The following is a 22,157-nucleotide window of genomic DNA, read 5'->3' as shown; positions in this document are numbered from 1 at the left end:
CGGCGTTCGCCATAAGGGCGCCGGCGGCGCGTGCCGGCGCTAGCCTCGCCCATCTCATTCCAGCGCCTTCCGGAGACGCCCATGACCACGCATCGCAGGGTCCGCACCCGCCTGCTCGCCTCCGCCGTCCCCGTGCTGCTGGCCGGCGGCACGACGCTCGTCACGGGTCCGGCCGTGGCGGGCGAGGACGAAACCGTCGTCCGCCTCGCGCCCGTCCTGGTCGAGGCCCGCCAGTGGACCGAGGATGTCCGCCGAACCCCCGGCACGGTCGACCTGCTCACGCCCGAGGATCAGGCCGGTCCGCTCGCCGGTGGCCTCGCCGGCATCGCCCGACACTCGCCCAATGTGCTGATCGAACAGTCCTCGGTGCAGACCCGGGTGGTGATGCGCGGCATGACCGTCGCCAACACCGCCCTGCAGGATCCGCTCGGCTTCACGGTCAACGACGTCGCCCTGCCCCATGGCGCGGTACAGGCGCCGCGCCTGCCCGATCCCGGCACCATGGAGATCCTGAAAGGCCCCCAGGGCAGCCTGTACGGCCGCAACACCGAAGCCGGGCTGATCCGTACCGACACGGCCGATCCCGACTGGCAGGCGGGCGCCGAAGCCCGCGCCATCCTGGGGTTCGAAGACGGCGCCGACGGCTGGAGCCCGAGCTGGACCGTCAGCGGCCGGGTCTCGGGGCCGATCGCGCCCGACAAGGCCGCGGGCGCCGTGGCGCTGCGGGCCGAACAGGCCCGCGGCCCCGGTCTCAACCTCACCGACGGCGCCGATGACGGCGCGTCCACCGATCGGCTGACCTTTTCCGGCGGGCTGACCCTGCTGCCCGACGACGACACCGACATCTCGCTCAAAAGCGTGGTGGAGCGGGCCGATCTCGGCAAGCAGCGGCTGCGCTTCCTGACCGGCCCCTATGCCACGCCCCGCAATGTCACCAATTACGACGCCGCCTCGTGGGACGATACGGTGACGGCCATCCAGTCGCTGCGCATCGACCATCGTGCCGGGCCGGTCGATCTCACCGCCATCACCGGCTGGACGCATTACACCCGGGATTTCCGGATGGATCTGGACGGCACGCCGCTGCCCACCCTGCCCACGCTTTCCTCCCACAAGGACGATACCGTCTCGCAGGAACTGCGCATCGCCTCGCCGGATGATGATGCCCGGCTGCGCTGGCTCGCGGGGCTCTACGGCTATGTCAGCCGCACCGATCTCGATTTCCGCATCGGCACGCCGCGGGTGACGCGCGAAACATCGATCGACCAGACCGGCATCGCCGGCTTCGGCCAGGCCGAATACGGCCTCACCCCGGATCTGCGCGTCACCCTGGGGACCAGGGTGGAGCGGATCGACCAGAGCGGCCGGATGCGGCTGACCAACGCGGCGGGCAGCAGCCGCTTCGACGCAGACATCACCGACACCACGCTTCTGCCCAAGATCTCGCTCGCCTGGGACGTGGCGCCCGAGACGATGCTCCACGCATCTTACGCCCGCGGCTATCTGCCCGGCGGTTACAATTACGGCAATGCCACCAGCCGTGACAGCCTGACCTATGGCGCCGAACACAGCTGGACGGCAGAGGCCGGTGTGAAGACCGCGCTGTTCGGCGGCCGGGTCGTCGCCGACCTTGCCCTCTTCCACACCACCTCGACCGACCGCCAGATTCTCGATCTCGAACCGGGCGGCATCACCACCATCACCAATGCCGCAGAGGCCCGCATCTACGGCGCCGAACTCGCCCTCGACGGCCGGATCGACGAGGTCTGGGGCTGGTTCGCCACCGGCGGTCTGCAGAAGGCGGAGGCCAGTTCCTACCGCACCACCGTCAACCGCGGCGGCACGCTGGTGCCGGTCGACTATTCCGGCAACCGCCTGCCGATGGCGGCAGAGGCCACCTGGTCGGCGGGGCTGCGCTACGACCAGGGCGGCAGCACGGGGGGCGACGGCTGGTTCGGCCTGGTCGCAGCCAACGGCTCCGGCCCCTATTACTTCGACGGTGCCAACACGCTGTCGCAGGACGCCTTCGCCCTGGCCGATGCCGCCCTCGGCTACCGCTTCGGCACCATCGAGGTCTCGCTTCAGGCCAGCAACATCTTCGACCGCAACGTTTATGCCCGCGCCGTCGGCGTGCCGCTCGGCCAGCTGGTCGAAGACGGCGCCGGCCGCGAGGTCAGCCTCCAGGTGAAGGCAAGCTGGTGATGCGCGATCGCACGCTCCCCATCATCGATATCCCCGGCCGCGACGGCCTCGCCGGCCGGCTGTTCGATCTGATCCAGGCGCCCCTGCGCTGGCAGCTGCTCGCCTGTGCGCTCGATCTCGGCCTGTTCGACCGGCTCGACCCGCCGGCCACGGCCGCAGATCTCGCCGGATCCCTGGGCCTCGATGCCACCCGGCTCGGCCGCGTGCTCGACGGCCTTGCCGCCATGGGCCTGCTCGACAAGACCCGCGGCCGCTACGGCCTGACGGCAGAGGCCGCCCCGCTGCTCAGGACCGATGGCGCGCGGTCGATGCGCGACCTGCTCCTCACCCTGCCGCGGCTCCGTCATGGCGACGTCGCGGGCCTGCTCGCCGATCCCGGGCCGGCCCCCGCCCCCGACATGGCGTCGCCCGCCTTCTGGGACGGCTCGGCCAACAGCCTCAGGGCCTTTCATCGGGCGATGGGTGCCGACACCGCCCTCGACCTGCTCACCCGCCTGCCCGAATGGCCCTCGGCGCGCCGCCTGCTCGATCTGGGGGCCGGATCCGAGATACTGGCCTGCCGCCTCGCCGACCGGCACCCGCAGCTCGACATCACCGTCTTCGACCTGCCGCCGATGGCAGACCGCATCCGCGCCCGGCTGGACGGCCGGCCCGCCACGGTCATTGCAGGTGACATGAACGCGGCCGGCTTCGGCACCGGCTACGACATCATCTGGACCTCGATGACGCTCTATTACGCCCGCGATCTGGTCCGCGTCCTGGCCGGCATCCGCCGGGCCCTCGCCCCCGGCGGGGTCTTCGTCACCCTGCACGAGGCGCTGACGGCCGAACGCACCGCCCCTGAAACCCATGTCACCGGCCGCCTTGTCCCGGCGCTGCGCGGTCAGGACCGCTCCTTCGACGACGGCACCATCGCCGCCGCCATGGCCGAAGCCGGCTTCACCCGCATCGACAGCCGGCTGGTCGAGACCGCCTTCGGCCCGTTCAGGATGGATTGCGGGCGGGGGTGACACCACTCCCCCCGCCCGTGACTGCCGCATGATCGTCCAGATGCCGCGCAACTATCAGGCAGTGCACCGCGATCAGCGGCAGCCAGGGCGGCACACCGCCATGAAGGTCGCCCGGTCGTGTCCGCACGAAATCCAGCGCGTTGGCCGCATCGGGTAACAGGGCCAGCGCGGCGCGGATCTCGGTCAGATCGAAGAGCCGGCAGACGATCTCCGATCTCCGTGCCGCCAGCCGGTCCACCTCTGCCAGCAGGGCGGCACGATGGTCGGCATAACCAATGAAGCGATCGTCATAGAGCCCGACCTTGTGCGCTTTCAGCCGCACCGTGTCGGGCAGGATGCCGTCCATCGCCGCCCGGAAGGGCTGGCGGGCGAAGCCATCGTCAAGGAACAGGCCTGCCGGCAGCGACAGGATGAAGTCAACCACCCGGCGATCGAGCAGCGGGAACGAGGCTGCCAGCCCGCGCCGTGCCGCGGTGATCGCATAGAAGCTGCAGCGCGAGGGGATGTGGTGGTCGGCAAAGGCAGCCACCCGCTCTTCGGGGTCGTTGCTGACCAGGACTTTCCGCATCCGTCGGGCCTCGACCGCGTCGCGGAGCCCGGGCGCGAGGAAGCGGGCCACCCCCTTCGACGAACCATAAAGCTGGCCCCGACCGACCGATACCCCCAGCCTGCGGGCAAGACCGTCCGGCAGCAGGGGCCCGATCAACCGGCCGCGCACCGCCTGCTTCAGGCTGACCCCGTCCCGTCTTGCCCGCGCCGGCAATTCACGCGCCAGCGTCCTCAGCCAGCCGTCGCGCAGCAGCCGGGCATAAAGATTGGCACCGTGATAGCTGGCGCCTTCATCGCCCCCCACACCGCTCAGGATGCGATCGGCGCCAAAGGCGGCCGCAGCGGCAGCCATGTCATCCTCCGGTCCGTCCAGTGGCAGACCCGGCCAGTCGGGATGCTGGGGCTGGGATGGCAGGGGCAGCAGGTCCGGCGCCCCGGCATGAACGATATCCGGCTCCTGCGCCAGCACGGCAGCGATCAGCGGCCGCTCATCCAGGTCCGCCGGCCCCATGGCAGTCGGCATCAGCTTGCTGAGTGCCAGTATCCGGCCGCCGCGTTCCCGCATGCCGCGCGCCGCCAGCACGGTCACGGCCGAACTGTCGAGCCCACCGGTCAGATGGCTGGCGACGACGCCCTGCGGGGGCAAGCGGTCGGTCACGGCCTCAGTCACCAGATCACGCAATCTGGCCGCCGCCTCGTGCCGGTCGCCACGCCAGCGCCCGACCAGACGCGGATCGGGCCGATAGGCGCGGTGCAGGCGGGGGGGCCGGCCCTCTCCTGTCCGCACGGTAAGGCTGTGCCCCGCCTGAAGCATGGCGATGCCCGCATGGCCGGTATCGGCGCCGACGAAATAGCCGTGAACCAACAGCAGGCCCAGTGCGACCGGATCGGGCGCGGCCCGTTCGGGTGACGCCGCGATCAGCCCGGCCGGCAGGCTGGCAAAGGCAAGACGACGGCCGGGCTGCAGGGTCCAGACCAGTGGCCGGACACCGATATAGTCCCGGCCCAGGATCAGCTCTCCGCGCGCCGCATCCCAGGCCGCCACGGCAAAATCACCATGCAGATGGTCGGGAAAATCGGCCCCGTGCTGGCGGATCGCGCCGATGACGGCGGCGCCCTCGTCCGTGAGGCCCCGATCGAGCCTTGTATCCAGGGCCAGAACCAGCCCCTCCCGCCGGACCAGACCGTCGGTGCCGCCGGTGAAATCCAGCACCGCCATCCCCAGCGGGCCGTCGATATGGCGCGACAGGCCGGGGTTTGTGCCCGGCGCGGTCAGCCCCGCGGCCATGGCATCCAGATGCCGGTCTGAAGCCGGCTCGCCATCCAGCCGGAGCATGCCGCAGATCAGCCGCATCGGGTCAGCCTCCGGCCAGCAGGCCGCGTGCCCGCATACGGTCGAGCAGCGGAATGATCTCCGCCCGGCAGGTCTCGGGCGTCACCTCGTATTCGGCCACCAGGCGGGCGACAAGGCCGTCTGCATCCATCGGCTCGGCGAGCATCTCCCAGATCCGTGCTGCGATCGGGTCCAGACCGTGCCAGAGGCCTGTGGAGAGGTTCAGCAGCAGCGTCTCGCCGTCGCCTGTTACGGCGGAAACGTCGTCTGCGCGGCGCAGGATCTCGGTCATCGGATCATCCCGGAGAAAGGGAACAGGCCACATGGATCACCCGCCGGGATCAACCCGCCAGGGCGTATCCCCAGCGTATCATGGTCGCGGCGCATTGATCCTCGATCGCCCGGATCTGCGCCGTGCTCAGCACGTCGCGCCATCCTTCTACGCGTCCCGACCGGAAGAACCGGTCCTGGCCCGGCAGCCGCTCGCGGAAGCCGGCCAGACGTTCCTGGCCTTGCAGCGCCTTCAGGCTGGAATGAGCAACGGCCCGATCGATCTCCGCCGCCGTCGCCGCGACGCCCAGCCGCTTCAGCATCGCTGCGAAACAACCATGCGTGTCCCGGCGAAGGTCCTCGTAACGGATCACCGCCACCGGCACCAGATCCTGACGGGTCCAGCTTTCGACATGACCAGCCCAGTCGCCCAGGTGATGGGAAAGCTGCGCGGCACTGCCCATGACGGCCGATCCATCACCCATCCGCCGGATGGCCTCATCGATATCGGCACCCATGTGATGCGCAAAGGAAATCGCCACATCCCGCGGATCCCGGATCAGATAGACCGCCGCCCGTGCCGCCGTTCCCAATACCGGCACACGCGCCCTGCCGGCTCCGTCCCTGCCGAAAAACGGGTCATGGGTCTTGCAGAAGGCCGGCCCTTCGAGAGGCTGGAACACCGCCGCATTGAAGGCGGGACGGAGCCGCTCCAGCTCATCCGGGGTCAGGAGGTCGGCATCGATCAGCATATGCTCGGCGAACTGCCGTCGCGACGTCACGGCGTAGTCGTCGGGCAGGGCATTGATATCAACGGGGGCCGCACCGCCCGCCATGAGATTGGCAAGCAACACCCGCATCCAGGTATTGCCTGATTTGGGATAAGACGCGAGCCAGACGGCGCCGGCGGGGAAGGATGCCATCTCTTGCACCTCACGCCATGTCGGCCGACATGGCCAGAACCAGATCGACGGTCTCGCCCAGGCGGCGCAGATCGCGCGGGCGGTCCAGGCGGTAGACCGGCACGTGATTGAGCACTGCCGCAATCCTGCCCGCCGGCTGCACCCGGGCCGGCCAGGCCAGGGCAAGGCGCCGGGCATGGATCTGGTTCAGCAGCAGCTGTGCGGCCGGCAGCGCAGGCAGGCGCGTCATCATGGCCATCCCATCGCCGGGAATGTCAGCCATGACCTGGATGGACGCCACGGGCACAGGCGCGGCAGGCCGGGGTACTGTCGACGGCGTGTGCTCCGGCGGGGCAAGTACCACCTTCGCCCCCCTTCCACGTACCGGTGTGCAGGCCCGGTCTTCCAGACCCAGCCACGACAAGGCATCCGACCGCAACTGAAGGCCCAGCCCCTCGGGATGGACCAGAACCGGCTCCGCCGGCTCTATCACGCAGCGGTCGTCGGCGACAAGCCCCCCGCCGGCCTGGCACAACGCCGCCGCCAGCGTCGACTTCCCCGACCCGGGCGGGCCGCAGAACAGATGGGCCCGACCATCCAGGAGCACGGCCGACGCCTGCAGCACCAGCCCCGTGCCGCGCTGATGAAGAATGGCCGACAGACCGATCCCGGCCGCGAACGCCGCCATGTCGTCAACCGGGACACCCGGTGCCGGATCGAGGGTCACCCGCTCGCCGTCGGCCGCCAGCAGCCGACCAATCCCCGGCAGGTCGAGCAGCAGGTGCCGGTCGTCCGCAGCCCAGCAGGGGCCGCGATGACGAGGCGCGTCCAGGCTGGCGGGACAATCCCCCCGCATGACGATCACATCGGGCCGATTGCGCCCGGTATCCCTCTGCGAGACGGCTCCGGCGAAGGAAACGCCCGATCGCACCAGCAACCCTGACGTTCTATAAATAAATGTCGCGTCATACATATGGAGAATGTTATCCTCACGCCGGCCCCTCTGAAGATTTTCCATTGGGCGGACCATCTCTCAATGCTACATTTGCCATATTACTTCACTCTTCAGGATGTGCACATAGCATGGTCCAGCCCCCTCTGCCTATGTATTCCACCGATGCAACGGACAGCCATGGGGCACGCAAGCCCTGGAACAAGCCGGTGCTGAACGATGCCGACGTATCCGCCTTCACCACCGGTACCGGAACCTCCGGCATCGAAGGCCCCAGCTTCCTCAAGCCCGGCTCCTGAGGCTCTCAGGCACCGGACGTACCCGGACACCCTGCAACTGGTGGCGGGGTCTGCCCTGGGACGGAGAAGGCTGGCAAGCCTCTTCCGATCCTGATCTTGCAGATCTGAGGGACTGGTCGGCCGCTTCCTGGCGGCAGAAGCGGCCGGTGTTTTTGCGTCTTGTTCTCCGACTTGGCGACCGCACAGCTCACCCGCTGGCTGCGAGCGCGAGTTGCTGGCGGTATGCCCGACGCAGAGGCCTCGGCGCCGGGGCCGCATGGCGCCTCTACCGCGACTGCATCGCGACCGGCGGCACACCGTTGGATGTCGATCTGTGGCGGGGACTGCATGGCGGTTACAACCCATTGCCGCAGAGGGCCGCCTCTCTGCTGCTCGCCCGGCTGGGCGATCCGGCCGCTCATGTCCTGCTTGCCGACAAGATGGCCGCAGCGGCACGGCTGACCGCAGCGGGTGCCGTTTTCCCGGCGACCCCGGTCGTGCTCTCGCAGGGACAGAGTGTCGATCCCGACCGGCTCGTTCCGGTCGCAGCGGCCGGCGCGGGGCTGTTCGTCAAACCGCGCCATGGCCATGGCGGTGCCGGTGCCTTCGGGCTTCGTCATGACGGCGGCGGCTGGCAGATCGACGCTCAGCCGGTCGATGCCACGGCCCTGGCTGCCCGGCTGAACCGACTGCTGGGGGCCGATGACCTGCTGGTCCAGGAACATCTTGCACCCTGTACCGCCCTCGCCGATCTGGCCACGGCGGACCGTGCACCCGTCCTCCGGCTGGCCACCGCCCGACGCCCCGACGAGGCGCCCTTCCTGCAGTCAGCCCTGCTGACGGTCCCGGTTCCGGACCGCCACCCGCGCGACTTCCTGCACGGCGGCATCCAGGTACCGGTCGATCCCGCAAGTGGCCGCCTTGCCGCCGGCATCCTGCTGGGCGCCCCGCGCCGTCCGATACCCCGCCTGCCCTGGAACAACGCCCGTCTCGCGGGGCGCACTCTTCCGGGCTTCGAAGATGCCGTTGCCATGGCTCTCGGCGCCATGACCGCCCTGCCGGGACTGGCCCTGGTGCACTGGGATCTGATCCCCTCCACCTGCGGCATGGTGATGCTGGAGGGCAATACCGGCGGCAACTGGATCCTTGCCACGCTGCCGGGCGTGTTCGGCCTGGAGACAGCCTCCCTGCCACCGCTGCTCAGGGCATGGCTTCCGGCTTGAGGGAACGCCCCGCTTACCCCGCGGCCGGGCTCGCCCCCGACATCCTCATGCTCGATCTCGCCCGCGCCGCCCAGGGGCTGGCGGCAGCCGCCGCCTTGGCGGGCGGCATGACGGCCCTGGCCCAGACAGTCGACGGGCCTGCGCGGCTCAGGGCCTTCAGCCTGGTCGGCACCGCCTTCGGCGTCGGCCTCGCCTTCGGGCCGATCGCCTCGGGCGCGATCATCGATGCCGCGGGCTGGCGCATGATCTTCGCGCTGGTGGCGGCACTCGGCCTCGCCGCCTGCCTTGCCGGCGCCCGGGCGCTGACCGAAAGCCGCGACCGCGCCGCCGCCTGCGCCTGACCGGGGCTTGGAGCTGACCGCCGCCGGATCAGTACCGCCCGGCGCCCTGGGGCGCCTCCGTCCCGATCTTCGCCAGCCGCGCCGCCCAGCGGTCCAGCGCTGCCGCGCGCTCGGCCCCGGTCAGCCGGGCCGGCTGCCAGACCACTTCCGACGCGAGCACCTCGAAGCCCACGAATTCCAGAATGCCGCGGCGGATGGGGCGGAGCACGCCGTCGATATCGCCATGCAGCCCGTCCGGCGTATAGCCCGCCGGGGCACCGCCGGTGGTCAGCGACAGCAGCGCCCGCCGGCCGCGGAACCGGCCGGTGTCGTACATCCGCCCGTCGCCATAGATCCGGCCCATGGCGAAGCTGCGATCCACCCAGCCCTTCAGCATCGCCGGCAGGCCGAACCACCAGAGCGGAAACTGCAGGATCAGCAGGTCCGCCGCCTCCAGCCGGGCGATCTGGCGCTCCAGATCGGGCGCGAAACCGCCCGCGCCGGTGGCTTGCATCTCTTCCGCCTGAAGCTTCAGATAGGCGGGATCGGCGGTGGTGGTGAAATTCCGCCGGTCCGAGACCGGATCGAAGCCTTCGGCATGGAGATCGGCCAGATCGACCGTATGGCCGGCCTGCGTCAGCGCGGCGGCGGCCCGCCGGGCCATGGCGGCGTTGAAGCTCTGCGGTTCGGGATGAGACAGAACGATGAGGGCATGCATGGGGAGAAGTCTCCGGTTGCGGCAGTGCACCGGCGGCTGGCCCGCCGGTCCCCTCAAGGTGTAGAACCGGAGAAAGATGAACCCCACCGAAATGGCTTCATGACCGATTTCGATCCTGTTCAACTTCGCAGGCTGGACCCGACCCTGCTGCTGGTGCTCGACGAGGCGCTGAAGCACCGCCGGCTGACCCTCGTCGCCGAGCGGCTGGGCCTCACCCCCTCGGCCATCAGCCATGCGCTGGGGCGGTTGCGCGACATCTATGGCGACCCGCTCTTTCTGCGCCGCGCCGGCGGCATCGAGCCCACCCCCGTGGCACTGGCCCTGGCCGGCCCCGTACGTGCCGCGCTCGATGCGCTCGCCGCCACCATCGGCACGGCACGCGGCTTCGACCCGCGCACCGCGCAGCGGGTGTTCCGGGTGGCTGCCTTCGACAACACGATTTCGGTGATCGGCCCACGGCTGCTCGCCGGGCTTGCGGCCGAGGCACCGGGCCTCGGCCTCGCCTTCGTCAGCTTCGGGCGGGTCCGGGCGGTCCGCGCCCTGCTGGAGGGCGAGGTGGATCTGATGATCGGGCTTGCCAGCTATGATCCCGGCCGGCTGATCTGCCGGGTGCTGTTTCATGAAGGCTATATGCTGGCCGCGCGCCACGGCCATCCGGCCTTCGTCGACGGCCCGCCCGACCTGCGCACCTATACCGGCCTCGCCCATATCCTGGTCTCGGCCGCAGGCGACCTCACCGGCACCATCGACGAGGTGCTGGCGGAACGCGGCCTGTCGCGCCGGGTGGTTGCGGCCGTGCCCCATTTCATGGGGGCGCTTGCGGTGGTCGCCGACAGTGACCTGGTCGCCACCCTGCCGGAGCGTGTGGCCCGCCACCATGCCGCACGGTTCGGCGTGGCGCTCCACCCGCCACCGCTGCCGCTGGCCGGCTATGATCTGGGCGTCATGCGCCGCGCCGCTTCCGCGCCCGATCCGGGCCTCGACTGGCTCGAAGCCCGGATCGATGCCGCGATCAGTTCCGCGCCGGATCCATCTCCTGGCCCGGATCGTTGAGACCGATCACCGCCTGGCGATCCAGATGCTCCACCAGCGGTGCCGGCAGTTTCAGCCCATGGGCCAGCGCGTCCAGCCAGACCCGTTCGGCCGGATGGTCGGCATCCACCGCCAGCCGCGCCGCCAGCCAGATCTCGGCCGCCCGGGCTTCGTTGGTGCCGGCAGCCGCGATGTCGGGGATCGAGACGGGGGCATCCAGCACCTGGAAGATCGCCGCCTTGGTTTCGGGGTCGAAATCGCGGCGCTCCACTTCGGCAAAGATCCGGCTGCGCTCTTCGGCATCGATATGGCCATCGGCCTTGGCCACCCCGATCATCGCCTTCAGCACCGCCATTGCGAAACCCTCGGCCTCGGCCGGATCGCTGATCGTGTCCAGCGGCCGGAAGGCGGGCTCTGCCGCCGCCGCATCATCGGGCCGGGCCGGCACCGCGGCCTCGGGCGCCTTGCCCGACCGCCAGTCGGCCCAGGCCCGATAGGCCAGCGCGCCCAGCACCGCGGCGCCGCCATAGCCGAGCGCGCCGCCGCCGAACTTCTTCATGGTCTTGCGGGCCTTCTTGTTGCCGAACAGAAGCCCCACCAGCCCGCCGGTCACGGCGCCGCCGCCGAACCCGCCCATCATCGAGCCGATCCCGCCAGTACCGCCGCCCTTGGCACCGCCGCCACCCCTGGCACCGCCGGTCACCTTGCCCAGCATGTCGCCCAGCCCCGAGGGGAGCCCCCCGGAGGAATGGCCCGAGGGCAGCCTGCCGCCCTGCGCGCTGCGGGACGACGCCGCCCCCATCACCTGGTCGAGCAGCTTTCTGGCATCCATGGTCGTGTCTCCCTGCGAACAGATCCGGCACCGGCCGTGTGGTCTCCGGCACATGGTCCGCCTGAAGACATGGTTCAAGGCGTGGACGTCCTCTGGCATGGCAAGGACACGGCACGGCAAGGACACCGGCCCCCCCTGGATCCGGGCGCCCGCCGCTCCCATCTGGTCAGGACACCGTCCCCGAAGGAGAGTTCGAGATGAGCCTGCTCGACGGCATCCTCGGCCGCAACCGCGGCCCCGCCCCCGGACGCTTCCCCGAACCGCCCCCGGCGGCCCCGCTCGAAGCCGGCACCACCGAACAGGAGATCATCCTGGCCGGCGGCTGCTTCTGGTGTGTGGAGGCGGTCTATCGCGAGCTGGCCGGCGTGATCGACGTCACCTCGGGCTATAGCGGCGGCACGGCCGACACCGCCAATTACCCGGCGGTCTGCGGCGGCGACACCGACCATGCCGAGGCGGTGCGGATCCGCTACGACCCGCGGGTGATCGATCTGGGCCAGATCCTCAAGATCTTCTTCTCGGTCGCCCACGACCCCACCCAGGTGAACCGCCAGGGCAATGATGTCGGCCGCCAGTACCGCTCGGCGATCTTCTACGCCGATGACGGCCAGAAGGCGGTGGCCGAGGCCTATATCCGTGCGATCGACGAGGCCGGGGTCTTCGACCGCCCCGTCGCCACCGAACTCGTCCCCCTCGATCTCTTCCACGAGGCCGAGGCCTATCACCAGGATTATGCGGCGCGGAACCCGAACCAGCCCTATATCGCCCATGTCTCGGCCCCGAAAGTCGCCAAGCTGAAGGCGGCCTACCCCGAAAAGCTGAAGCCGCGTGACTGAGGCCGGCCGTCACCGTCGCGGCGGTGACGGCCTCGCCCCGTTTTCCCGCGCCTCTTCTGCCATCTCTTCCCCGGCAACCCGGCTCGCCAGCAATTCCCCTGCGCGGTTCAGCACCGGATAGGCCGCGGCGGCGACGATCTGCGAGTTGATCAGCTTGATGTCGCGCAGCAGGTCCAGATGCTGTGCGCTGGTCAGGGCGGTGTCGGGCCGGCCGCTGCGCAGGCGGCGGAAATGAGCCAGCGTCGCCTCGCCCTCAAGGCGGCGGAACACCGCCTTTTCCGCCGCCAGCAGCCGGGCGGCGCGCAGGTCGCGGGTCATCAGCAGGGCGGCCGCCTGGGCCAGATTGTCGCGCAGCCGGTCGAGCAGGCGCAGCAACTCCCCCTGCCCTTCTTTCGACAGCCATACCCGGCGCTTGCGACATTTGGCGAGCGTCGGCAGCAGGCCACGATCGACGGTATCCCCCGCCTGTTCCAGCCGCGTGGCGAAGGTCAGAAGATCGGTCAGCCGGCGCTCGTCGGCCGGGCTCAACCGTGCGGGGTCGATGCCCGCCAGATAGGTCTTCAGCGCGCGGTTGACGTGGTCGAGCACATCGTCCAGCCCCTTCAGCGCCGCGGCCGGGCCCGGCTCGCCGCTGCGCAGCGCCGCCCGCGCACCGGCCAGCATGTCGTCCAGCACATCGGCCATGCGCAGCACTTCGCGGGTCGCAAGCCCCAGCGCCACCTCGGGCGTCTCCCGCGCCGCCTCGTCCAGATAGAGCGTGCGGGCGGGATCGGCCGGCGTCGCCCGCACCGGCAGCAGCCGGGCGAGCAGCCCGGCATAATGGCGCAGCACCGGCAGGAACGCCGCCGCGACCGTCAGATTGAACAGCGTGTGGAAGACCGCGACCATATGCGCCGGATCGCCGACCAGCCGGCCCATGGCGACCGAGACCGGCTGGATCAGGATCAGCGCCGCCACCACCCCGATCATCCGGTTGATCAGATTGCCGAGCGGCAGCCGCCGCGCTTGCACGTCGTCGCCGCCCGCACCCTCCAGCACAGGGTTGATCGCGGTGCCCAGATTGGCGCCAAGCACCAGGGCGATCGCCATCGGCCCCGCAACCAGCCCCTGCCCTGCCATCGACATCACCAGCAGCACCACCGCCACGCTGGAATGCGCCATCCAGGTGAGGGCGGCGGCCAGCATCACCGCCGCCACCGGGGCCGCCTGCAGCAGGCCTATCAGGGTCCGCACCGCCGGGCTGCCGGCCAGCGGCGCCAGGCTGCCGCTCAGATGATCCAGCGCCAGCAGCATCAGCCCCAGCCCGATCGCCACCCGCCCCAGATCATGCAACCGGCCCCGTTCCAGGCGCCGGAACACCACCACCCCGGTCAGCACCAGCAGCGGCGCCGCCAGCTGCACATCGAAGGCCAGCAGCTGCACGATCAGGGTGGTGCCGACATTGGCCCCCAGCATCACGGAAAGCGCCGGCACCAGGGCCAGCATGCCGGTCGCGGCGAAACCGGTGACCATCAGCCCGGTGGCGGTGCTGCTCTGCAGCAGGGCGGTCACGCCGATCCCGGCCGCAAAGGCGCTGAGCCGGCCGCGGAGTGCATGGCCCAGCCACAGCTTCAGCCGGGCACCCGCCGCCCGCTGCACCCCCGTCTGCACCATATGCGTCCCCCACAGCAGCAGGGCGACGAAACCGGCGAAATCGATGAGGGTGGCGGTCATTGCTGGGTTTCCGGGGGTTGATCCGATGGCCGCCCTCTGCGGCCCCAGGGTCAACCGGCGACGTCGTCCCCGGGTTCCCCCGGCCCGTCCTCGACGGAGTCTTCTTCGGCAGTGTCTTCTTCGGCAGTGTCTTCTTCGGCGGGGGCGTCCTCATCCGCCCCCTCTGGCGCATGCGCCGCCTGCCAGGCCCCCAGGAAGACCGCCCAATGCTCGTCGAAATGGTCCAGCCAGGCCGCAAGGACGGCGGCATCCGCCTCGCGCCCGTCCGCCCGCCAGCGGCGCAGGCAGAGTTCGTTGAAGGCGCGGATATAGTCGCGCACCGGCGCCAGATCCTCGCGGCCGATCCCCGCCACCTGCATGGCATAGATCACCGCGCGCAGCCCCAGAAAGCCGCCGGCGGTCGGCACCATGCCCGACATGCCCGATGCCAGCCAGTCGAGCTGCAGGCTCTCCACCTCGTCGATGCCCATATCGGCAAAGACGGTCAGCAGGCCCAGCGCCACCTCTTCCGCCTCCTGCTCGTCCGGGGCGATCAGCTGGCGCACCTCGTACTGGTCGAAGGGGTTGTCCGGCAGATCGTCACGCAGCTCCCACACCTCGACCGCCAGCGGCGTCAAGGGACAGGGCAGCAGCATGCGGGGACTGCCTTCCATGGGGCTCGGCAACTCCGTTGCGGTGGACGTCGGTGCAGAGTTCCACGAAGCCCGGTCATGCACAATGCTTCAGATCAAAACGACGACCGCCCGGCGGAAGATCCGCCGGGCGGTCGCAGCAGACAGAGACGGCGGCTGCCGGATCAGACGATCTCGAACAGGCCCGCGCCGCCCATGCCGCCGCCGATGCACATGGTGACCACCACATACTTCACGCCGCGGCGCTTGCCTTCGATCATCGCATGGCCGGCCAGGCGCGCACCCGACATGCCGTAGGGGTGGCCGACCGAGATCGCGCCGCCGTCGACATTCAGCTTCGCGGGGTCGATGCCCAGCTTGTCGCGGCAATAGAGCACCTGCACCGCGAACGCCTCGTTCAGCTCCCACAGGCCGATATCGTCGATCTTCAGGCCGTTGCGCTCCAGCAGGCGCGGAATGGCGAAGACCGGGCCGATGCCCATCTCGTCGGGCTCGCAGCCGGCGACCTGGAAGCCGCGGAAGATGCCCAGCGGCTGCAGGCCCTTCTGCTCGGCCAGCTTCGCATTCATCAGCACATGGGCCGAGGCGCCGTCCGACAGCTGGCTGGCATTGCCGGCGGTGACGGTCTTGCCCTCGCCGCGCACGGGCTTCAGCGACGACAGGCCTTCCAGCGTGGAGTCGCCGCGCATGCCTTCGTCACGGTCCAGCGTCACCTCGCGCTTCGAAATCTCGCCGGTCTGCTTGTCGGCCACCAGCATCGTGGTGGTCATCGGCACGATCTCGTCCTTGAAGCGGCCGGCCTCGAAGGCGGCGAAGGTGCGGCGCTGGCTCTCCAGCCCGTACTCGTCCTGCGCCTCGCGGCTGATGCCGTAGCGGGCGGCCACCACCTCGGCGGTGTCGATCATCGGCAGGTAGAGTTCCGGCTTCATGCGCAGGATCTCTTCATCCGCCGCACGATAGGTGTTCATCTTGTCGTTCTGCACCAGGCTGATCGACTCGACGCCACCGGCCACGGCGACCGGCACCTTGTCGTACATGATCGCGCGGGCGGCCAGCGCCATCGACTGCAGGCCCGAGCTGCACTGACGGTCGATGGTGGTGCCCGAAGTGGTCACCGGCAGGCCGGCGAGGATCGCCGCCTGACGCGCCACATTGCCGCCGGTCGAGCCCTGCTGCAGAGCCGAGCCCAGCACCACGTCCTCGACCTCGGCCGGGTCGATGCCGGCGCGGGCGACCGCATGGCGGATGGCATGGGCGGCAAGCTGCTGGCCGCTGGTGTCGTTGAAGGCACCGCGATAGGCTTTGCCGATCGGCGTGCGGGCGGTGGAGACGATGACGGCTTCGGTCATAGGAGCGCTTCCTCGGACGGGCATCCCGGTTTGCGGGTATGCGGGGCTGATCTGCACGCAGGCGGGCGCCGGCGACCCCCTCCCGGCCGCGGCACCTTCTCTCGGAAACAAGGCTCTTTCATACGAACGTTTGTGTCAACAGGGCCGGCTAAACATTTCGCAGGGCGGTATCGGGCTCAACCTGCGGGATGATCGGCAGCCTTGGCCTAGACGGCCAGATAGGCATCCCTCACATCCGGCCGGGCATCCAGCTCGGCCATCGTTCCGGTGAAGCGTACCCGCCCCTTCTCCATCACATAGACCCGGTCCGCCAGCGCACGGGCGACGGCGAGATTCTGTTCCGACAGCAGCAGCGCCAGCCCCTCGCGCTTCAGCGTCGCCAGCATCCGGGTCATCTCTTCCACGATCCGGGGTGCCAGCCCTTCAGAAGGCTCGTCGAGCAGCACCAGCGACGGGTTGCCCATCAGCGTGCGGGCAATGGTCAGCATCTGCTGTTCGCCGCCGCTCATCCGCCCGGCCGGCCGGTCGGCCAGTTCGGCCAGGTTGGGGAACAGCCGGATCAGCGTCTCCACCGTCCAGTGCGGGGCGCCGGGCCGGGCGTCGCGCCGGCCGACCTCCAGATTCTCCAGCGTGGTCAGTTCGGTGAAGATCCGCCGGTCCTCGGGCACCCAGCCGATGCCGCGGCGGACGATTTCATGGGTCGGCAGGCGCGAGATATCGGTGCCCTCGAAGGTCACCCGGCCCAGCCGGCGGGGCACCAGCCCCAGCACGGCCTTCAGCACGGTCGACTTGCCGGCACCGTTGCGGCCCAGCAGCGCCACCACCTCTCCCGGTGCGACCGAAAGCGACAGCCCGTCCAGGATCAGCGCCGAACCATAGAAGGCGCTCAGCTCTTCCACGGCCAACAGCGGGGCGGGCCCATCGGTCATCTCGTCTCATCCCTCCCGTCCGGCAGCGTGGCGCCACCAAGATAGACCTCGCGCACCCGCGGGTCGGTCCTTACCTCGTCGGGTCGGCCCTCGGCCAGCACCCGGCCGCGATGCAGCACCATCAGCCGGTCGGCATGGCCGAAAACGGCATCCATGTCGTGCTCGGTGAACAGCACCCCCATGCCGGTCTCGCGCACCAGTGCCGACACCAGCTGCATCAGCCCGGCCCGTTCCGCAGGCGCCATGCCGGCGGTGGGCTCGTCCATCAGCAGCAGTTTCGGCCGGTTGGCGATGGCGATCGCCAGCTCCAGCCGCTTGACGTCGCCATAGGCAAGCTCGCCCGCCGCCCGCCCCGCCTGCTCCCCCAGGCCGGTGCGATGCAGCAAGGCATTTGCAGTATCCATATGCCGTCGGTCGGCGCGGCCGAACAAGCGGAAACTCTCTCCCCGTGCCGCAATCAGCGCCGCCTGCACATTCTCGCGCACGGTCATCGAGCCGAAAACCTCGGTGATCTGGAAGGTGCGCCCCACCCCCAGACGGCGGATCCGCCGCGGCGGCCAGCCGGTCACCTCGGTGCCCAGCATCACCACCCGCCCGGCATCGGGGGCAAGCTCGCCGTTCAGCAGGTTGAAGCAGGTCGACTTGCCGGCGCCATTGGGGCCGATCAGTGCCAGCATCCGCCCGGCCTCGACCCGGATCGACACCTCGTCGACCGCGCGGACCCCGCCCCAGGCCTTGACCAGCCCGTCCGCCTCCAGCACCAGCGTCACCGTCGATGTCTCCCCGGCAGCAGGGCGGGCAGGCCGCCCAGCCCGCGCGGCACCAGGGCGGCCACCACCACGATCAGCAGGCCAAGAACCAGCTTGGAAAGATCGGTGCTGGCGGTCAGCCAGATCGACAGGCCGCGGAATACGCCCGCCCCCAGAACGGCACCCGACACGGTCTCGATGCCGCCCAGCAGCACCATCGCGAGCGCATCGACCGACAGCGGAATGGCCAGCACGTCCGGGAACACGCTGCCCTTCAGATAGGCATGAAGCACGCCGGCAAGCCCGGCCATCATGCCTGCAACCACAAAGGCCGCCCATTGCATCCGCCGCCGGTCGAGGCCGATCGCCTCGGCCCGGCGCGGCGCATCGGCAAGGGCGCGCAGCGCCTGGCCGAAGGGCGCGAAGGTGATCATGCGCAGCACGATCACGCCCGCGATCGCCACCACCGCCGCCAGCCGGAAGAAGGCCGCAGGGTCCGACACGGCGCGGGGCGGCCAGACGCCCAGAATGCCGTTGTCGCCGCCGGTCACCGAGACCCACTGAAAGGCGATCGACCAGGCGATCTGGGCGAAGGCGAGCGTCAGCATGGCGAGATAGACGCCCGAAAGCCGGACGCAGAACCAGCCGAACACCACCGCCCCGGCGCCTGCCAGCGCCACGCCCGCCGCCGCGGCCGGCCCCATCGCCAGGCCGAAACCGGTGGCGGCCAGTGCCGTGCCATAGGCCCCCAGCCCGAAATAGGCGGCATGGCCGAACGAGACCACGCCCGCCGTGCTCATCAGAAACTGCAGGCTCTGGGCGAAGAGCGCGAAGATCGCGATCTCGGCCGCCACCCCCAGCACATAGCCGCCGGTCACCAAGGGCAGGCCCGCCACCAGCACCGCCAGCCCCGCGATCACCGCCGCACGCAGCGGCACCGGCCAGGGCGCCCAGGGCCTGCGCACGAAACCGGCCGCGGCCCCGCGCGCCGGCGCCTCGGCCCGGCCCAGCAGCCCCTGCGGTCGCACCACCAGCACCACCGCCATCACCAGGAAGGCGATCACCAGCGAGATTTCGGGCAGGACCAGAATGCCGAAGGCGTTCAGTTCGGCCACGATCACCGCGGCCAGGAAGGCGCCGGTGATGCTGCCCAGCCCGCCGATCACCACCACCACGAAGATCTCGACGATGATCGACAGATCCATCGTGTGAGAGACCGCCGCCCGCGGCAGTTGCAGCGCACCGCCAAGCCCCGCCAGGAACACGCCCAGCGCAAAGACGCCGGTGAACAGCAGCCGCTGGTCCACGCCCAGCGCCGCCACCATGTCGCGATCCTGGGTCGCCGCCCGGACCAGAATGCCGAAACGGGTGCGGCGGAAGATCAGGAACAGCCCCGCCAGCACGATCGGTCCGGCGGCGATCAGCACCAGATCATAGGTCGGCAGCGCCTGCCCCATGATCGTGACCGCCCCGTCGAGCCCGGGGGCACGCGGGCCCACCAGATCCTCGGGGCCCCAGATCAGCACCACGATATCCTGCACCGCCAGCGTCAGGCCGAAGGTCGCCAGCAGCTGGAACAGCTCCGGCACACGATAGAGCCGGCGCAGCAGAACGATCTCGGTGATGGCGCCCAGCGCCGCGGTCACCGCTGCCGCGGCCAGGATCGCCGCCCACCAGCCCAGGGCGCCCGCCCACAGCCCGGCGAAGGTCCAGGCCAGATAGGCGCCCAGCATGTAGAAGGCGCCATGGGCGAAGTTCACGATCCGGGTCACGCCGAAGATGATCGACAGCCCCGACGCCGCCAGAAACAGCGAGGACGCACTGGCAAGGCCGGTGAGGAACTGGGCGAGGATCAGGTCCAAGCAGAAGATCCGCTAAAGCTGGGGCCGGGCGGCAGACAGGGTCTGCGGGCGATCGGGTGCACCACTCTACACCGGATGCCCGCGCATGTGCGAGGGTGGCAGAGACCGGCTCAGCCGCCCGGCCGGAGCTTCGCCGCCTCGGCCTCTGCCGGCAGGTAGCGGGCGCCGTCGCGATAGACCGCATCGACCATCCGCCCCTTGCCGTCGACCACCGCCGTGCGGCCGACGAAGGCGCCCAGCGTCGACTGATGATCGGCGGCGCGATAGGTGATGGGGCCGAAGGGCGTGTCCACCGCCACCCCCTTCGCCGCCTCGACCAGCGCCGCGGTGTCGGTCGACTTCGCCTTCGCGATGATCGCCGCGATCGACTTCACCGTCACATAGCCGACGATCGATCCCAGCCGCGGATGATCGTTCCAGCGCGCCTGATAGGCCTCCAGGAACGCCTTGTGCTCGGGCGTATCGATCGCATACCAGGGGTAGCCGGTGACGATCCAGCCTTCCGGCGCCTCGGCGCCCAGCGGGTCCAGATATTCCGGCTCGCCGGTCAGGAAGCTGACCACCGACCGGTCCTTGAACAGGCCGCGGGTCGTGCCCTCGCGGACCAGCTTCACCAGATCGGGGCCGAAGGTCACGTTCAGGATCGCCTCGGGCCCGGCCGCCGCGATCGCCTGCACCACCGGGCCCGCATCGATCTTGCCCTGCGGCGGCCACTGCTCCGCCACCCATTCGATGTCGGGCCGCTTTTCCGACAGCAGCTTGCGGAACTCGGCCACGGCCGACTGGCCGTATTCGTAATTGGGCGCGATGGTCGCCCAGCGCTTCGCCGGCAGCTTCGCCGCCTCTTCGGCCAGCATCGCCGCCTGCATGTGGTTGCTTGGCCTCAGGCGGAAGGTGACGTCATTGCCCTTCGACCAGACCAGCGCATCGGTCAGCGGCTCCGCCGCCAGGAAGAACACGTCGCGCCGCGCAGCGTAATCGGCAACCGCAAGGCCCACATGCGAAAAGAAGGTTCCGGCGACCAGCGCCACCTCTTCCCGCGTCACCAGCTCGTTCACCGCATTCAGCGCATCGGCCGGCTTGCCGGCATCATCGCGTGAGACGAATTCCAGCGGCCGCCCCAGCACCCCGCCGGCCGCATTCACCTCTTCCAGCGCCAGCTGCCAGCCCTTGCGATAAGGCTCGGTGAAGGCCGGCAGCGCCGAATAGCTGTTGACCTCGCCCACCCGGATCGGCCCCGCCCGGCCCGAATCGGCAGCCCGCACGGGCGCCCCCGCCGCCGCCATCCCGGCCACGACACCAAGCGCCGCCAGCACGGCGCGGGAAAGCTGGATCCTGGTCATGAGCAAACTCTCTCCGCAACGGGCTCTCCGCAACGGCCCCGCAGACCCCGCACGGGCGCCGGACCATCCTGTCCCGCACAGGTAATGCTTATTCAGAGCAAAAGTCCACCCGCTTTGATCCGGCCTGGCCATGGAGGCCCGCCGGCATGCACCATGCCGGCTGCCTTCCTAGGCGAACCGGACCCGCGCCAGGACCTGCGAAACCTCCCACAATCGTGCCGCTGCCTCGCGATCCTCCGCCTGCGGCGGAATTCGGGCAGGGGCCGGGAAGCCGCGGAGTTCGCTCATCCGGTCGGGGCCGTAGTAGCCGCCACCTGTCGCCTCGGGTGAGGTCGCCGCGTAGAGCATGGGCAAGGCCCCCCGTTCTGCGGACTGAAACAGGAACCACAGATACGTCCTCGCCATGCCGGACAGGCTCCGGCGGCCGGGTCCGTTGTGCAGCAGACCGGTGCGGGAGACACCCGGATGAGCGGCCATGCTCGTGATGCCCCAGCCGGCAGCCTCACTGCGCCGCTGCAGTTCAAGCGCGAACATCAGGCATGCGAGCTTCGACTGACTGTAGGCCGGCATTGGTCTGTAGCTGCGCGCCGCATTCAGATCGTCGAAATCGATCGTGCCGTTGCGGGCGGCGATGCTCGACAGGCTGACCACGCGGGGATTTCTGCCGGTCCTGAGCAATGGCAGAAGATGGGCCGTGAGGGCGAAATGACCGAGATAGTTGACCCCCCATTGCAGCTCGAAGCCATCCGCCGTCTGCTGTCGTCTGGGCGGGACCATCACACCGGCATTGTTGATAAGCAGATCGAGCGTTCCCCATGTCGCATCCAACCGGGCACAGAAATCGGCGACCGAATCGAGGCTGGCGAGATCGAGATGCTCGAAGGTGATGCGGACGCCCGGCATGGCGGCACGGATCCGTCCGACGGCGTCGACCCCCTTTGCCGCATTGCGTCCGGCCAGGATCACCTGCGCCCCGGCGCGGCAAAGCGCGCGAGCCGCTTCATAGCCGAGGCCACCGGTGCCGGTGATGACCGCCGTGCGTCCGCCCTGGAACGGGATGTCGTTCATGCTGCGCATAGTCATGTGGGTACAATTCCTGAGAGTCTTGCCGCGTCACGGCCAT

At 69.7% G+C, this 22,157-nt stretch carries 21 protein-coding genes; 7 read left to right on the top strand and 14 right to left on the bottom strand.

Annotation, left to right across the window (positions count from 1 at the left end; translation table 11 throughout):
• The first annotated feature begins 81 nt into the window (after positions 1 to 81).
• A complete protein-coding gene (locus P7L68_RS10400) occupies positions 82 to 2,202 on the top strand; it encodes a TonB-dependent receptor (protein WP_372004915.1) in 2,121 nt (706 codons plus the stop codon).
• Positions 2,202 to 3,212: a methyltransferase domain-containing protein gene (locus P7L68_RS10395; RefSeq protein WP_372004912.1), complete on the top strand. Its 1,011-nt coding sequence runs from the start codon at positions 2,202 to 2,204 to the stop codon at positions 3,210 to 3,212. Before P7L68_RS10400 ends, P7L68_RS10395 begins: the two co-directional genes overlap by 1 nt.
• Here the strand turns inward: P7L68_RS10395 and P7L68_RS10390 are convergent.
• Genes P7L68_RS10390 through P7L68_RS10375 form a run of 4 tightly spaced genes read right to left on the bottom strand, consistent with a single transcriptional unit; the run spans position 3,187 to position 7,122 of the window.
• Positions 3,187 to 5,115, bottom strand: a complete 1,929-nt coding sequence (locus P7L68_RS10390; protein WP_372004909.1) for an asparagine synthase-related protein — start codon at positions 5,113 to 5,115, stop codon at positions 3,187 to 3,189. The two genes, P7L68_RS10395 and P7L68_RS10390, sit on opposite strands and share 26 nt — an antisense overlap.
• Positions 5,116 to 5,119: 4 nt before the next feature.
• Positions 5,120 to 5,386 (bottom strand): PqqD family peptide modification chaperone, encoded by a 267-nt coding sequence (locus tag P7L68_RS10385; protein ID WP_062767920.1) that lies wholly within the window; start codon positions 5,384 to 5,386, stop codon positions 5,120 to 5,122.
• 49 nt (positions 5,387 to 5,435) lie between these two features.
• On the bottom strand, positions 5,436 to 6,287 hold the full coding sequence (locus P7L68_RS10380) for a sulfotransferase domain-containing protein (RefSeq protein WP_372004906.1): 852 nt from the start codon (positions 6,285 to 6,287) through the stop codon (positions 5,436 to 5,438).
• 10 nt (positions 6,288 to 6,297) lie between these two features.
• Positions 6,298 to 7,122, bottom strand: coding sequence for a hypothetical protein (locus P7L68_RS10375; RefSeq protein ID WP_372004902.1), 825 nt, complete (start codon positions 7,120 to 7,122; stop codon positions 6,298 to 6,300).
• Between the two features lie 227 nt (positions 7,123 to 7,349).
• Here P7L68_RS10375 and P7L68_RS10370 point away from each other — a divergent pair, with 227 nt between their 5' ends.
• The 3 genes from P7L68_RS10370 (at position 7,350) to P7L68_RS10360 (ending at position 9,060) form a co-directional block, all read left to right on the top strand.
• Positions 7,350 to 7,517, top strand: coding sequence for a hypothetical protein (locus P7L68_RS10370; RefSeq protein WP_372004898.1), 168 nt, complete (start codon positions 7,350 to 7,352; stop codon positions 7,515 to 7,517).
• A 299-nt stretch (positions 7,518 to 7,816) separates the two neighbouring features.
• Positions 7,817 to 8,719, top strand: coding sequence for a sugar-transfer associated ATP-grasp domain-containing protein (locus P7L68_RS10365; protein WP_372004895.1), 903 nt, complete (start codon positions 7,817 to 7,819; stop codon positions 8,717 to 8,719).
• Entirely contained in the window at positions 8,704 to 9,060 is a 357-nt protein-coding gene (locus tag P7L68_RS10360; protein WP_372004892.1) for an MFS transporter, read from the top strand. The genes P7L68_RS10365 and P7L68_RS10360 overlap by 16 nt, the downstream gene beginning before the upstream one ends.
• Positions 9,061 to 9,088: 28 nt before the next feature.
• Here the strand turns inward: P7L68_RS10360 and P7L68_RS10355 are convergent, their stop codons facing one another.
• Positions 9,089 to 9,757, bottom strand: a complete 669-nt coding sequence (locus P7L68_RS10355; protein WP_372004889.1) for an NAD(P)H-dependent oxidoreductase — start codon at positions 9,755 to 9,757, stop codon at positions 9,089 to 9,091.
• 99 nt (positions 9,758 to 9,856) lie between these two features.
• Here P7L68_RS10355 and P7L68_RS10350 point away from each other — a divergent pair, with 99 nt between their 5' ends.
• Positions 9,857 to 10,810 carry a LysR family transcriptional regulator gene (locus tag P7L68_RS10350; protein ID WP_372004886.1) on the top strand — a complete coding sequence of 318 codons (954 nt, stop codon included), beginning with the start codon at positions 9,857 to 9,859 and terminating at the stop codon, positions 10,808 to 10,810.
• Here the strand turns inward: P7L68_RS10350 and P7L68_RS10345 are convergent.
• Positions 10,770 to 11,621 carry a tellurite resistance TerB family protein gene (locus tag P7L68_RS10345; RefSeq protein ID WP_372004883.1) on the bottom strand — a complete coding sequence of 284 codons (852 nt, stop codon included), beginning with the start codon at positions 11,619 to 11,621 and terminating at the stop codon, positions 10,770 to 10,772. The two genes, P7L68_RS10350 and P7L68_RS10345, sit on opposite strands and share 41 nt — an antisense overlap.
• Positions 11,622 to 11,818: 197 nt before the next feature.
• On the opposite strand from P7L68_RS10345, the gene msrA reads away from it, so the two are divergent.
• Positions 11,819 to 12,457 carry a peptide-methionine (S)-S-oxide reductase MsrA gene (msrA, locus tag P7L68_RS10340; protein ID WP_372004880.1) on the top strand — a complete coding sequence of 213 codons (639 nt, stop codon included), beginning with the start codon at positions 11,819 to 11,821 and terminating at the stop codon, positions 12,455 to 12,457.
• Between the two features lie 9 nt (positions 12,458 to 12,466).
• Here msrA and P7L68_RS10335 read toward each other — a convergent pair whose 3' ends face one another.
• The 8 genes from P7L68_RS10335 to P7L68_RS10300 form a co-directional block, all read right to left on the bottom strand.
• Positions 12,467 to 14,170, bottom strand: a complete 1,704-nt coding sequence (locus tag P7L68_RS10335) for a Na/Pi cotransporter family protein (protein ID WP_372004877.1) — start codon at positions 14,168 to 14,170, stop codon at positions 12,467 to 12,469.
• Between the two features lie 50 nt (positions 14,171 to 14,220).
• Positions 14,221 to 14,823 carry a hypothetical protein gene (locus tag P7L68_RS10330; RefSeq protein ID WP_372004874.1) on the bottom strand — a complete coding sequence of 201 codons (603 nt, stop codon included), beginning with the start codon at positions 14,821 to 14,823 and terminating at the stop codon, positions 14,221 to 14,223.
• A 143-nt stretch (positions 14,824 to 14,966) separates the two neighbouring features.
• Complete coding sequence (locus P7L68_RS10325) at positions 14,967 to 16,151, bottom strand: acetyl-CoA C-acyltransferase (RefSeq protein ID WP_372004871.1); 1,185 nt, start codon at positions 16,149 to 16,151, stop codon at positions 14,967 to 14,969.
• 206 nt (positions 16,152 to 16,357) lie between these two features.
• Positions 16,358 to 17,080, bottom strand: a complete 723-nt coding sequence (locus P7L68_RS10320; RefSeq protein ID WP_372004869.1) for an ABC transporter ATP-binding protein — start codon at positions 17,078 to 17,080, stop codon at positions 16,358 to 16,360.
• Positions 17,077 to 17,850: an ABC transporter ATP-binding protein gene (locus P7L68_RS10315; RefSeq protein WP_372004866.1), complete on the bottom strand. Its 774-nt coding sequence runs from the start codon at positions 17,848 to 17,850 to the stop codon at positions 17,077 to 17,079. Before P7L68_RS10315 ends, P7L68_RS10320 begins: the two co-directional genes overlap by 4 nt.
• Positions 17,847 to 19,691 carry an ABC transporter permease gene (locus tag P7L68_RS10310; protein WP_372004864.1) on the bottom strand — a complete coding sequence of 615 codons (1,845 nt, stop codon included), beginning with the start codon at positions 19,689 to 19,691 and terminating at the stop codon, positions 17,847 to 17,849. The genes P7L68_RS10315 and P7L68_RS10310 overlap by 4 nt, the downstream gene beginning before the upstream one ends.
• A gap of 110 nt (positions 19,692 to 19,801) precedes the next feature.
• Positions 19,802 to 20,977: an ABC transporter substrate-binding protein gene (locus P7L68_RS10305; protein WP_372006813.1), complete on the bottom strand. Its 1,176-nt coding sequence runs from the start codon at positions 20,975 to 20,977 to the stop codon at positions 19,802 to 19,804.
• A gap of 225 nt (positions 20,978 to 21,202) precedes the next feature.
• Positions 21,203 to 22,117, bottom strand: coding sequence for an SDR family oxidoreductase (locus P7L68_RS10300; protein WP_372004861.1), 915 nt, complete (start codon positions 22,115 to 22,117; stop codon positions 21,203 to 21,205).
• Positions 22,118 to 22,157: the final 40 nt, after the last annotated feature.

The sequence above is a fragment of the Tistrella mobilis genome (assembly GCF_041468085.1).
Taxonomy (GTDB): Bacteria; Pseudomonadota; Alphaproteobacteria; order Tistrellales; family Tistrellaceae; genus Tistrella; species Tistrella mobilis_A.
Note: the sequence above shows the minus strand (reverse complement) of the source record. Positions and strands in the feature narration are given on the sequence as shown.

Coding starts and splice junctions, on each gene's coding strand:
- P7L68_RS10400 (WP_372004915.1), top strand. CDS start 82: ATGACCACGCATCGCAGGGTCCGCACCCGCCTGCTCGCCTCCGCCGTC.
- P7L68_RS10395 (WP_372004912.1), top strand. CDS start 2,202: ATGCGCGATCGCACGCTCCCCATCATCGATATCCCCGGCCGCGACGGC.
- P7L68_RS10390 (WP_372004909.1), bottom strand. CDS start 5,115: ATGCGGCTGATCTGCGGCATGCTCCGGCTGGATGGCGAGCCGGCTTCA.
- P7L68_RS10385 (WP_062767920.1), bottom strand. CDS start 5,386: ATGACCGAGATCCTGCGCCGCGCAGACGACGTTTCCGCCGTAACAGGC.
- P7L68_RS10380 (WP_372004906.1), bottom strand. CDS start 6,287: ATGGCATCCTTCCCCGCCGGCGCCGTCTGGCTCGCGTCTTATCCCAAA.
- P7L68_RS10375 (WP_372004902.1), bottom strand. CDS start 7,122: ATGCGGGGGGATTGTCCCGCCAGCCTGGACGCGCCTCGTCATCGCGGC.
- P7L68_RS10370 (WP_372004898.1), top strand. CDS start 7,350: ATGGTCCAGCCCCCTCTGCCTATGTATTCCACCGATGCAACGGACAGC.
- P7L68_RS10360 (WP_372004892.1), top strand. CDS start 8,704: ATGGCTTCCGGCTTGAGGGAACGCCCCGCTTACCCCGCGGCCGGGCTC.
- P7L68_RS10355 (WP_372004889.1), bottom strand. CDS start 9,757: ATGCATGCCCTCATCGTTCTGTCTCATCCCGAACCGCAGAGCTTCAAC.
- P7L68_RS10350 (WP_372004886.1), top strand. CDS start 9,857: ATGACCGATTTCGATCCTGTTCAACTTCGCAGGCTGGACCCGACCCTG.
- P7L68_RS10345 (WP_372004883.1), bottom strand. CDS start 11,621: ATGGATGCCAGAAAGCTGCTCGACCAGGTGATGGGGGCGGCGTCGTCC.
- msrA (WP_372004880.1), top strand. CDS start 11,819: ATGAGCCTGCTCGACGGCATCCTCGGCCGCAACCGCGGCCCCGCCCCC.
- P7L68_RS10335 (WP_372004877.1), bottom strand. CDS start 14,170: ATGACCGCCACCCTCATCGATTTCGCCGGTTTCGTCGCCCTGCTGCTG.
- P7L68_RS10330 (WP_372004874.1), bottom strand. CDS start 14,823: ATGGAAGGCAGTCCCCGCATGCTGCTGCCCTGTCCCTTGACGCCGCTG.
- P7L68_RS10325 (WP_372004871.1), bottom strand. CDS start 16,151: ATGACCGAAGCCGTCATCGTCTCCACCGCCCGCACGCCGATCGGCAAA.
- P7L68_RS10320 (WP_372004869.1), bottom strand. CDS start 17,080: ATGACCGATGGGCCCGCCCCGCTGTTGGCCGTGGAAGAGCTGAGCGCC.
- P7L68_RS10305 (WP_372006813.1), bottom strand. CDS start 20,977: ATGGCGGCGGCGGGGGCGCCCGTGCGGGCTGCCGATTCGGGCCGGGCG.
- P7L68_RS10300 (WP_372004861.1), bottom strand. CDS start 22,117: ATGACTATGCGCAGCATGAACGACATCCCGTTCCAGGGCGGACGCACG.